Source organism: Cognatishimia sp. (assembly GCF_964229375.1).
GTDB lineage: Bacteria > Pseudomonadota > Alphaproteobacteria > Rhodobacterales > Rhodobacteraceae > Cognatishimia.
Genome location: NZ_CAXREH010000053.1, coordinates 1 through 9,468, shown reverse-complemented (window position 1 = coordinate 9,468; position 9,468 = coordinate 1). Strand labels below are relative to the sequence as shown.

Annotated in this window: 9 protein-coding genes and 1 tRNA gene; 5 read left to right on the top strand and 5 right to left on the bottom strand. The window is 54.1% G+C overall.

What is annotated here, in order from left to right; all coding sequences use genetic code 11:
- Positions 1-711: FAD-dependent monooxygenase (locus tag ACEQWH_RS04085; RefSeq protein ID WP_370228440.1), on the bottom strand; the 711-nt coding region annotated here is incomplete at its 3' end.
- Between the two features lie 93 nt (positions 712-804).
- Entirely contained in the window at positions 805-1,449 is a 645-nt protein-coding gene (locus ACEQWH_RS04080) for a pyrimidine 5'-nucleotidase (RefSeq protein ID WP_370228439.1), read from the bottom strand.
- Positions 1,450-1,546: 97 nt separating this feature from the next.
- On the opposite strand from ACEQWH_RS04080, the gene ACEQWH_RS04075 reads away from it, so the two are divergent.
- Positions 1,547-2,185, top strand: a complete 639-nt coding sequence (locus tag ACEQWH_RS04075; protein ID WP_370228438.1) for a GntR family transcriptional regulator — start codon at positions 1,547-1,549, stop codon at positions 2,183-2,185.
- On the opposite strand, the gene ACEQWH_RS04070 is transcribed toward ACEQWH_RS04075, so the two are convergent.
- Positions 2,168-4,066 (bottom strand): glycosyltransferase family 2 protein, encoded by a 1,899-nt coding sequence (locus tag ACEQWH_RS04070; RefSeq protein WP_370228437.1) that lies wholly within the window; start codon positions 4,064-4,066, stop codon positions 2,168-2,170. The two genes, ACEQWH_RS04075 and ACEQWH_RS04070, sit on opposite strands and share 18 nt — an antisense overlap.
- 85 nt (positions 4,067-4,151) lie before the next feature.
- Positions 4,152-5,312: a glutamine-hydrolyzing carbamoyl-phosphate synthase small subunit gene (gene carA, locus ACEQWH_RS04065; RefSeq protein WP_370228436.1), complete on the bottom strand. Its 1,161-nt coding sequence runs from the start codon at positions 5,310-5,312 to the stop codon at positions 4,152-4,154.
- A 189-nt stretch (positions 5,313-5,501) separates the two neighbouring features.
- On the opposite strand from carA, the gene ACEQWH_RS04060 reads away from it, so the two are divergent.
- From ACEQWH_RS04060 to ACEQWH_RS04045, 4 genes are all read left to right on the top strand, one after another.
- Positions 5,502-5,960: a GatB/YqeY domain-containing protein gene (locus tag ACEQWH_RS04060; RefSeq protein ID WP_370228435.1), complete on the top strand. Its 459-nt coding sequence runs from the start codon at positions 5,502-5,504 to the stop codon at positions 5,958-5,960.
- 105 nt (positions 5,961-6,065) lie between these two features.
- Positions 6,066-6,140, top strand: a tRNA-Gln gene (locus ACEQWH_RS04055).
- A 538-nt stretch (positions 6,141-6,678) separates the two neighbouring features.
- Entirely contained in the window at positions 6,679-7,530 is an 852-nt protein-coding gene (locus tag ACEQWH_RS04050) for a glycosyltransferase family 2 protein (RefSeq protein WP_370228434.1), read from the top strand.
- Positions 7,527-8,282: an FkbM family methyltransferase gene (locus ACEQWH_RS04045; protein WP_370228433.1), complete on the top strand. Its 756-nt coding sequence runs from the start codon at positions 7,527-7,529 to the stop codon at positions 8,280-8,282. The genes ACEQWH_RS04050 and ACEQWH_RS04045 overlap by 4 nt, the downstream gene beginning before the upstream one ends.
- Before the next feature lie 95 nt (positions 8,283-8,377).
- Here the strand turns inward: ACEQWH_RS04045 and ACEQWH_RS04040 are convergent, their stop codons facing one another.
- Positions 8,378-9,361, bottom strand: a complete 984-nt coding sequence (locus ACEQWH_RS04040) for a hypothetical protein (protein ID WP_370228432.1) — start codon at positions 9,359-9,361, stop codon at positions 8,378-8,380.
- Positions 9,362-9,468: the final 107 nt, after the last annotated feature.

The following is a 9,468-nucleotide window of genomic DNA, read 5'->3' as shown; positions in this document are numbered from 1 at the left end:
CATCCAGACCAGAGCAGAGCAGGGTTTGCCGTTAAAGTCGGGCAGAGGCACCAGCGTGAATGGCCCCCCGCTGCGGTGAATTTCGGTTGATACGTTTTCGTGCGGAATGGGGTGGGTCACGGCCAAAGCAAGCGCGCGCTGACCATAGCGGGTCGTGCGCACGGGAATGCCTGCCGCGTCGCGCATGGGAGAGCCGCGCCCGTCTGCAGCGATCACCAGCCGGCATCTGCTTTGTGTGCCGTCGCTCAAGCTAACGCGCGCTTCGGCCTCTCGTGTGAAAAGGCCCGTGGTGCCAGTACCAAGACGCAGATCTACGCCATTCAGCGCCTCAAGGTGCGCAACCATTTCGCGGCGCAATAACCAGTTTGGCAGGTTCCAGCCAAAGGGTTTCTCGGAAATTTCTGCGGCGTTGAATTCTTTGACAATGCGCGCCTTGGGCGTTGCGCCGCCAGCATCGACAATGCGCATGATCTGAAGCGCGGCGGCGTGATCGCGCAGCCGCTCCCAAAGACCTGTTTGTTCAAGTAGGGCCTGCGCGGGTTGTAAAAACGCGGTTGTGCGCATGTCCGCGCCCTTGGCCTCGCGGTCGGTCACGGGGGATGCGGGATCAAGGCATTGCACCGAAAACCCAGCCTGCGCAAAGGCCGCGGCCGCCGTCAGGCCGGCAATGCCGCCCCCTGAAATCACGATGTCAAACTGTTGCGCAGGCATGGTGCCTCCTCTTTGACAGCTATCTAGGCCGGTTGGGAACAGCTGGAAAGGGTCAAGTTGCCGCTGCTCGCAATCGCGTGGCGCGCCGGATGCCTAAAGCAGACTGCCCAAGAAGGCGGTCAGGTCATCGGTATGATGCTGTAGATGCGGATCGGTGCGCGCTGTGGGCGATACGAAAACGGTCTTTAGACCCATCTCGTGGGGTACCTGAAGATTGCGGTGATCGTCCTCAAACATCGCGGCGCGTTTTGGGTCCAGGCCGTCCTTCGCAAAGACCGCTTCAAAAGCCGCTCTTTCGGGTTTCGGCGCATAGCCTGCGTGTTCAATGCCATAGATTTCTTCGAACTTTCCAGACAGGCCACGGGCCGCCAAGACGTTGCGAGCATAGGGCGCAGAGCCGTTGGTATAGACGATTTTGCGGCCGGGCAGCGCTTGGATATAGCTGGCCAGATCGGGGTCTGGCGACAGGACAGAAAAATCGATGTCGTGGACTTCGTGCAGATACGGATCAGGATCAATGTCATGCACCCGCATCAGGCCAGCAAGCGTGGTGCCATAGCTGCGCCAGTATTCCGAGCGCAGGCGATCGGCCTCGTCTTCGGATACCCCGATTTCGCGCATGACATATTGCGTCATGCGGGTTTCGATCTGGTCAAACAGACGCATCTGCGGCGGGTACAATGTGTGGTCCAGATCAAAGACCCAGGTGGTCACATGAGAGAAGGCATCTTTAAGCATGCGCGCGACCCTAAGTACGCGGGGCGGAGTGTCAATCTGTCTCTTGCAAGTTTTACACCTAGGTGCATAGTCTGTTTCATTCTAAGGGAGAGACACAATGAGCCAGAGCCGAGGGCAAACGCGCGATGCCTATTCGCTGATCCTCGAAGCGATTGACCATGGCGATTACAAACCGGGAGACCGGCTGGTCGAGAGCGATCTGGCGGAGCGGTTTGGGGTGTCCCGGACTCCGATCCGCGAGGCTTTGCAGCGCCTTGAGACCCAGTCGCTTTTGGCACGTGATGGCCGCAGCCTGATTGTGGCGTCGCTGGATCACAACCAGCTCTCGGAACTCTATCTTGTGCGCACCGAACTTGAGGGGCTGGCGGCGCGACTGGCGGCCCGTCACGCCGCGGTCGAAGAAGTGCGCGTGCTGCGCAATATGGTCGAAGAGGACAAAGCCTTTGTGGATGATCCTTCGGCCCTGTCCCGCGCCAACCGACGCTTTCACAAGATGATCCATCTTGCGTCCCACAACCGCTATTTGGTGCAGCAACTGGATTTGGTTCACCGGACCATGGCCTTGATGGCGACAACTTCGCTGGCGGCCGAAGGTCGTGGGGCCGTGGCGTTGCAAGAACACGCGGCCATCGTCGAGGCGATTGCCAACCGCGATGAGGACGGCGCCTATAAAGCGTTGAAAAACCATATCTCCGAAGCCTTCGAGACACGACTGAAGCTAAGTGCTGACAGCTGAGAACCGCGCGGTATGGCCTTCGTGGGTGATGCCGTGGGCGGTTTTGTCCCAGTAAAACGGAACGAAAATCAGCTCGAATAGCGCTTTGTATGCCGCGAGTGTCGCCATCGGAAAATACAGCAGGAACGCTGGCACCCAGAATATCAAGCCCCGCCGGTTCTGGCCGCGCATCGACAGGCACGCGATGGTGAAATCAATCATCGTTGCGGCCCCGAAGATTACCATGGCCGCGCCGACCAGTTGCGGCGAAAGCTGTGGCAGGCCAAGTGGGTCGACAAGGCCGAAGGCTAAGGCCCAGAAACACCAGAGCACTGGCGCGAGCAGAAACTGCATCAGTGCGGCCAGCAGGATCACGTTCAACCCGATAAAGCGGCCCCAACCCAAGGTTTTCAACAGCGCGCGGGGCCTCTGCATGTGCACAAGATAAGTCACCATATATCCCTTAAGCCATCGCGATCTCTGGCGGATCCAGGGGCGCAGACGGCAGTTGGCCTCTTCCTGAGTGACGGTCAGAGATAGTTCCGTGCGATAGCCAAAGCGGGCCAGGCGGATACCCAGATCTGCGTCTTCGGTGACGTTATGGGCATCCCAACGGCCGATGGCGTCTAGAACGTCACGACGCATGAACAGCGTGGTGCCGCCAAGCGGGATGGGCACGCCGATCCGCGCCATGCCGCGCAACACGATGTGAAACCACATTGAATATTCCAATGTAAAACATCGCGATATCCAGTTCGTCGTTGGATTGTAGTAATCCAGAACCCCCTGAACACAGGCGACATCCGGATCTGCGGAGGCGAAATGGGCGGCGATGGTTTCCAGCTGTCGCGGGTCTGGTGCGTCCTCGGCGTCCCAGATGCCGATGATGTCACCGCGACAGAAATCCAGCGCATAGTTCATAGCGCGCGGCTTGGTTGTCAGCCCGCCGCCATCTGGCACTGTGACAACGCGCATCCAGTGGGGCAGGGTGGTGCGGGCAAGCGTATCTCGGGTCAGGGGATCCTTCTCTTCAAGGATGAGCACCACATCCAGAAGCGCTCTGGGATAGGTCAGAGCACAGAGCCGCCGAATGAGGGCGTCGGCAATTTTGGTTTCTTTATAAAGTGGCACCAGAATGGACATTCGGGGCAGTCGATCTGGTCGTCGCCGTGCATGTTTTTTCAGGGTTGGTGTGGCATGGCGGCTGGCCGCGAAAGCAAGGCATTTCATGGCCAATCCGATCACCAGAAAAGCCAGCGTTGCCAGAACCAAAAGGGTAACGCTTTGATCGGGCGCGATTGCAAGACCTGCGCACAACAAGCCTGTGAGCGCGATGACCCAAGCGACCCGACTCCACATATTTTGCGCCCACCCACGGCAACTGAACCGGGCGTCCACGCGAGTTTCGCAGGCCTGCGTCAGAGCCTGTCTGTGCTGTTGCGCGACACAGGACTGAATGTCGCTTTCGCGTGCCAGAACCATCTGAGGATGCCTGCCGGTCTTGGGCAAATGCGGGCGAATTCGTTGAAACGCCTCGGGCCGGCTGGTCGCAATCACCAAACGATCATGCGTCTCGACCCAGGGCAGTATGGCATATTTCAGACAAACCTCAGGTCGCAGAATATGCGACAGGCGCGGGTCCGGAGGCGCCTGCGACAGATCAATAACATCTGTGCGCAATTCATCAGCCAATGCCTGAAGCGCCTGATCTTCGCTCACCCAGCCATTGGCGACTAGAACCTGCGCAAAGCTGACGTCCCAAATTTTCACCCGCTGTCTGGCATAGAAGAATTGCAGCGAAGAAATATGCCCCGCTTCGAGCAATCGCCGGCCCGCGCCCACATGTGCGTCGCCTGTGGAGGACCACAGCAGATCGGAAAGCCCCGCGTTGTGAAAGCTCATAAAAAACATCGCCCTAGACTGATTGACTCAGCCTAGGGCGGGAAAGCTTACGGAAAGCTTAAACATTTATAAGAAATGTCGCGGCTTACGCGGCTTTGGCGTCGTCCATATAGGCTGCAAAACGCTCGAACAGATAAAAGCTGTCCTGCGGTCCCGGGCTTGCCTCGGGGTGGTGCTGCACGGAATAGACCGGCTTGTCTTTGATGCGAATGCCACAGTTGGAACCGTCAAACAGCGAGGTATGGGTTTCCACAACACCGTCTGGCAGGCTTTCACCATCGACCGCAAAGCCGTGGTTCATGGATGTGATTTCGACCTTGCCGGTTTCATGGTCTTTCACCGGATGGTTCGCACCATGGTGGCCGTGGTTCATTTTGATCGTTGTGCCGCCGAGCGCCAGCGCCAGCATCTGGTGACCCAGGCAAATGCCAAAAACGGGCAGGTCGGCCTTGAGGATGTCTTGGATCATCGGAACCGCATATGTGCCGGTGGCTGCAGGGTCGCCGGGGCCGTTGGACAAAAACACACCATCGGGTTTATGTGCCAGGACCTCTTCTGCCGTCGCAGTTGCTGGCAGGACGGTCACGTCGCAGCCGGCAGATGCCAGAGACCGCAGAATGTTGCGTTTCGCGCCAAAGTCGATGGCCACAACTTTGTGGCGCGGGTTTTCCTGACGGGTGTAGCCATCGGGCCAAGCCCAACGCATTTCATCCCATGTATAGCTTTGCGCGCAGGTGACGTCTTTGGCCAGATCCAGCCCCTCGAGGCCCACAAACTCGCGCGCCTTGGCAACCAAAGCCTCTGTGTCGAAATTGCCCTCTGGATCATGAGCGATCGCCACGTGGGGCGCGCCTGCCTGCCGGATTGCGCGGGTCAAACGGCGGGTGTCGACCCCCCCGATTGCGATACGACCGCGCGAGGCCAGCCAGTCAGACAGATGCCCAGTAGAGCGCCAGTTGGACGGCTCTGTCGGGTCCCATTTCACAACCATGCCCGCCGCGACCGGATCGCCGGTTTCGTCATCCTCAGGCGTGACACCCGTGTTGCCGATATGGGGGAAGGTGAAGGTTACGATTTGCCCAGCATAAGAAGGGTCCGTCATGATCTCTTGATAGCCCGTCATCGCCGTGTTGAAACACAGCTCTGCGACCGTTTCACCGGTTGCGCCAAATCCGCGTCCGTAAAACAGGGTTCCATCGGCCATAGCAAGGCAGGCAGTCGGTGCTGAATTGGACGCAAGGGTCATGGGGCGAGTCTCCGGGCTGACAAATTGTTGGGAAACTAAGGTTGAACCCAGCGGGCGTCAAGGTCTGGTGCGAAAGTAGAAAGTGTTGAAATACAACAGCTTGGCAATTTTCTTCCGAAGTTGCGCAGACCTTTGCTTTCTTCTATGGTTCAAGGTTCGTATCCGAGACGCATCAAAAGGTGGGCAAACATGCGTGACACGATCAATGAGGCTTTGAAGCAAGCCATGCGCGACAAGGCCAAAGAACGCCTGTCGACTCTGCGTCTGATCAATGCAGCCATCAAGGACATGGACATCTCTTTGCGCGGCGAAGGCCGCGAAGACGGCGCCAGCGACGATGATATTCTGAAGATTCTCGCCAAAATGGTGAAGCAGCGCCAAGAAAGCGCGCGCACCTACGAAGAGGGTGGTCGGCTGGATCTGGCAGAGCGTGAATTCGACGAAATCAAAGTGATCGAAGAATTTCTGCCCCGCCAATTGGAGGAAACCGAAGTGGTGTCCGCCATCGACGCGGCAATTGCGGTGGTCGGCGCAAGCTCGATCCGGGATATGGGTAAAATCATGGGCGAGCTGAAGTCCAAATACACCGGCCAGATCGATTTCGCCAAGGCGGGCCCCATGGTCAAGGACCGTTTAAACCAACTCTGAACAGGTCACATTTCGAACCGAGGAAAAAAATCATCCTTGGTTCGAAATTTTCGCATTTCAGGTCTTGCGCCTGCGAAGATCACATCGTATTCAGCCGCTCACCGTTGGGGTGTAGCCAAGTGGTAAGGCAACTGTTTTTGGTACAGTGTACCGTAGGTTCGAATCCTACCACCCCAGCCATCTTCCTGTCTTGAGCGTTTGCTAGGTGCGGCCAGGCCGTAGTGGCCCAGAATGCCCCCGAAAATGCCCCTGTTCGGGTGTGGCGGGTGTGCCCTTCGCTAGTGCAGCCGCGCCTCACTCACGGGACATAGGAAGCTAGCTACTTAGGAAAGAAGCTTACTGCAGGGAAATAGGTACCAGTAATGGGAGATACCTTCCTTCCACCTATCCCTATTTAGGAAGATCTCATACCTATCATGGTATCCCTGTGTCCTCTCTCGTTCTCCAGGAAGAACCTCATCGCAAAGAGGATCGGGGAAGATCTCACCTCTTTCGATTGACACAGGGAAAGGGGTGCCTGTGAGGTACGTCGTGGTGGTTTGGCAAATCCCGGGTATCGTGTTTGTGGAGAGTTTTAACCATCAGCTATGCGAGTGAGTTGCTAATCCGAAAAACCATCATCCCGATGGATTTCAGGTCAATGTTACAATAACAATCAAAATGGACCAGTCAGATGAGGCTGATTCCTTCATTTGCCTTGGCTATATAGGAAGCTAGAATGCCCAACGACACCACTGTTATTACAGTTGGCCACAATAGCGAGGGCGTCATCAAAGGGTTATTGGATAGTTTACCGTATCACGCAAGCACGATAGTCGTCGACAATGCGAGTACAGATTCAACGTCAAATGTCGCGAATGATGCGGCGCCAGAGGCGAAGATACTTCGCCTAACCAGAAATGAGGGTTTCGGCCGAGCGTGTAATTTCGGAGCAGAATTTGCAGAAACAACTTACCTTTTTTTTGTAAACCCAGATGCCAGATTGGCCCCTGGAACAATTAATGCACTAGAAAACGCCGCCGACCGATTGCCAAACTTTGTGGCGGGCAACCCACTAATGCTCAGCTGCAAAGGCAATGCCCGTATCAAAACTACTTCTATTTTACCTCTCAAGAAAATTCCACGCCCGCAGCTTACTAAAGATAGTGAGCTGGCCGTTCTGTCAGGGGCGGCATTTTTTGTTAAAAAGCAAGATTTCCATGCCGTGGGCGGGTTTGATCCGGGGATATTTCTTTACCATGAAGATCATGATCTCTCGACTAGGTTAGTTTCTGAAGGCGGAAAGTTGTGGCACGTTGCAGGGGCGTCGGCGCTTCACGTTGCTGGTGCAGGGAGTACTCGCTCAACCAAGATTGCGTTTTTCAAAGGTTATCACATGGCTCGATCACGGCACTATGTACTCAAAAAATATAACCAACCCGCGGCAATGCTACGAACAATCGGCCCAGCAATTTTTGGCCTGTTGCTTCCGCATAATTTGCTTTCCGCTCGCCGCAGAGCAAAGCACAAAGGTCAAATAAAAGGTGCATTTTCATCTTTCAGTGATAACGGAAAGTGCTCCCTCTCTTGACCATCGTCCGTGATTTTATTCGTCGCATCCGACTAGCTCGCCATGTGGCATCCAATGGATGGCGATTTGAGTTCCACGGTTTGGAAGTGGAAATCCCTGAAGGAACAGATTCAGCGGTCGCCAATGCTCTAATTAGAGGAAAGTATGAAGCTGAAGAGGCTGAGTTTATCTCCAAATACTTGCCGCCAGATAGGCCCGTTATTGAACTGGGAGGATCATTGGGCATAGTTTCCAGCTTGATCGGATCACTTTTGGATACGGATACGCCTCACGTGATCATTGAGGCGAATGCTGCATTGATCGAGCTTTGCGCACAAAACGCAGGACGCGCTGCGAGCCAAGTATATTGCAAAGCCTTGTCTTATGACGGTCCGACCGCTCCCTTTGTGGTCAAAAGCAACCCTCATACAAGCCGCTTATCCGTTCTTCGGAAATCAGGGGCCAATATAATGGAAGTTGATGCTGTGACCCTGTCCGATCTCTGGAGAGATCTGGGCGCTCCCGACGGATTTACGTTGATCTCTGATATTGAAGGTGCAGAAGTCGCCCTATTAGAGCAAGACATTAAGACTGTTTCTAATGCTGGTCTTGTTATAATGGAGTTACATCCGAGCTTGATTGAAAATGGATCAAGCCTAGTTGAGCAGATAAAAACGACAATGACAGAAGCTGAATTTTTCTTGGTAGAAAAAAAATCTGATGTTTACGTTTGGCGCAAGTGTAAGCAGCCTCACTTGACTGGTCCAATGTGATTGTTATTGCAACATCGGCCTGCAATCCATCGGGATGATGGTTTTCAGGCCGGTGATCCGCTTACGTTCATTTTGGGTCAGCGAGATGAGGCTGCTCAGCGGAGTAACCAGCGCTTCACTGACTTTTGAGATTTTTGTGAGCCCGAATCCCCGGGCATTGCAAGTGTGGCTTGGACTATTTCAACAACCGCATCATTGTCCCAAATGGGTTGGGCCATTTCCGCGTACATAGATAGATCGTCCGAGAATTCGAATGGTTTACCGTCTTGTGTCCAGTTCTTTGCCAATTCGGCATTGCTGGATGAGAAATGTGATAAAAACTCCTGAGCGTCCGCTCGGCTGGGCAGAAACGGCGTTTCGTTGCCGGGCAGCTGTCGCAGAATTGTGTTTCGTTCGTTGAGCGGCACCCCAGCTTGCTTAAGAATAAGTGCTAAAAACAAGTGGTTTCCAGGTAATTTTACATTTGCCCGAAGCGACACTTGCGAAAAGTCCACCCCGACTCGTGTGCTAAAGTCCGCTAAGACATTTCCTTGAGGAAAATGCGAACAGTCGTATTCGACTAGCGTGACAAATTCTTTTCCAAACAAGGGAACCCAAATTTCTGATAGTTTCTTTGCGTAGTCAAAATAAAGCGAAAAATGTGGCTCAAACTTTGGCAAAGAAACAGGGGCATGTCCGTAAAACCAATCAGCAGGAAAATCTAGAACAACTTGTTTGCGATGTGAAATCGCCAACGATTCTTGGCGACGCAGGTAACAAATGATCCGAACCTCATCAAATCGATCAAGCAGCAGAGACGCTAACTCTTGCAAAGCCATTGGATCAAAAATCCAGAAAAAACACTCATCTGAAGTTATATAGGTTGAGACACCAGCCTGAGGACGAAAAAGGCGTTCAGCTTGGTCCATATTTATTGAACACACAACATGCCGACCTTGTCTTCGAGGCTGAATCAAGTGTTTGCCAGGCACACGTATATTTATATACTTGGTATCTTTGGCGGAGTGTTGTTCACACGCCTTCTGTATCGCTGTCGAACCAGTTTTGTGAGAACCAATGTGAAGATAGAGGATATTCATTCAATTGTTATCCAAAAAAGGAAATTCCAGAAAGTACGCCGTTTTGAGCAGCCTCATCTGACTGGTCCATTTTGATTGTTATTGTAACATTGACCTGAAATCCATCG